At 36.8% G+C, this 1,827-nt stretch carries 1 protein-coding gene; it reads left to right on the forward strand.

The features are described 5' to 3' along the window. Nucleotides 1–271: 271 nt before the first annotated feature. Nucleotides 272–1,147 carry a DUF2971 domain-containing protein gene (locus tag LEP1GSC192_RS15285; RefSeq protein WP_020770893.1) on the forward strand — a complete coding sequence of 292 codons (876 nt, stop codon included), beginning with the start codon at nucleotides 272–274 and terminating at the stop codon, nucleotides 1,145–1,147. The last annotated feature ends 680 nt before the right edge of the window (nucleotides 1,148–1,827 follow it).

Genomic DNA, 1,827 nt, shown 5'->3' on the forward strand with positions numbered 1-1,827 from the left:
CAAGACGAAGATTTTATTGGTCTAGATGGGGTTAAATATTTCCCGAAAAAGTAGTTCAGGGTTACTTCCGGTTAAGTAGCCCATACTACGCCTAACTTTCGGTGCTTCCGCAGCGCTGCGGGCTTGCTACGCAACCCTTGCTTGGCCTACGGCACATTTCGCTTTGTCACTCGTCTTGCAGAGCAAGTCTCGTGCCAAGTCCTTACGGACTCGCGAAACGTCGGAACACCTTGGTCGTTAGACGCAATTCAGAGAAATATTTAAGTATAACATGAAAAAAGAACCATTTAAATTTGCATTTGAAACAGTCTTTAAGAGTATATTTGAAGAATTCAATAGTGAATTCACATCATACAAACATGAATTATATCATTATACTAATTTAAATGGCGTAATCGGGATAACTGATTCCCAAAAGATTTGGGCGACTAACGCTTTGTATTTAAACGATTCGAGTGAAATTCAATATGGAAAAGACCTTCTAAAAGAGCGCCTTAGCAAGATAGACACTCAGGAGCGATTACTTCATTACATAATAAGCAACTGGGCTGAATTCCAGGTTCCAACTATTTATTTATTCAGTTTGTCAAATAAAAGAGACTCTCTTAGCCAATGGCGAGGCTACGGAGACCAAGGAAATTCATTTGCAATTAAATTTTGGCTAACAGACTTAATGGGATTGCTACTAACGAAAGCAAGTATTAAATCTGTTATCTATGATCGGAAAGTTCAGGACACTATAATTGATAGGATAATTGAATACATTCTAAAAATCGATAAAGAGATAGGTAATGGGAATGATATTCAATCTGCATCTTTCGGAATCTTTAGCGCATTAATTTATTTGCTACCATTTCTAAAAAACTCCTCATTTTACGAGGAAGAAGAAGTCAGAATTGTAACGCACTCGAATATAGCTTCTGCAAATAACTTTGAGACGAAATACAGAATTTATAATGGAAACTTAATTCCTTTTGTAGAACTTCCAATACTTGAATCAAACGGCAAGAATTCGGTTCGGGAAATTATTGTAGGTCCAAATCAAAATCCCGAGCTTGTTAGGCAATCGCTTCAAAGTAAGTTAAATAATATATTTGATTTGAAGAATATACCGGTTAATACAACAAGTATTCCTTTGCGCTTTTGAAAGATCTCTGAACTGCGTCTAACTTTCGGTGCTTCCGCAGCGCTGCGGGCTTGCTACGCAACCCTTGCTTGGGCTTCGCCACATTCGCTTCCGTCACTTCGTTTGCAAAGCAAACTCGTGCCGTTGCGAACGTCGGAACACCTTGGTCGTTAGCCGAAAGTCCGATTCAATATTTTTCTTATGAAAATTACAAGATTTTCTTTATACCTATTAATCTTTAGTTTAATTCATTGTTTGTTAAACCCATTCTTTCTTTGCACTGGGGAAAGGTGTCCTGATAATTCTGTTAACCCGCTCTGGACTATAATAATTGATAGCCAGCCTGCAATAAAATTAAAGGCACCATCAGATCAAGGAACTTTATCGGTTGTTATTCAATCGAATAAACAAATAGATATCCCTCCTCTCGAGACTTCTGGTTTTATTCCGATTTATTATCAACCTGGACTATATTCAATTACTAGCTCCGATCAGGGAATTTTACTAAATGACATTAATTTTGATTTTAAGAGTAATTTGAAAGATGGGATATTTCTTAGAGAAGATTTGAATTTATTTAATACTGAACCTAAGTGCTATTTATTAGATGGAGAGCATGGTACTAGTAGTGAGATCCCTTGTTATTAAAACGTAGTAAAATTTTGATTAGAATTGATTGAGAAATCGGACCTTCGGCTAAC

This window comes from Leptospira sp. B5-022 (assembly GCF_000347035.1).
Classification (GTDB): Bacteria; Spirochaetota; Leptospiria; order Leptospirales; family Leptospiraceae; genus Leptospira_B; species Leptospira_B cinconiae.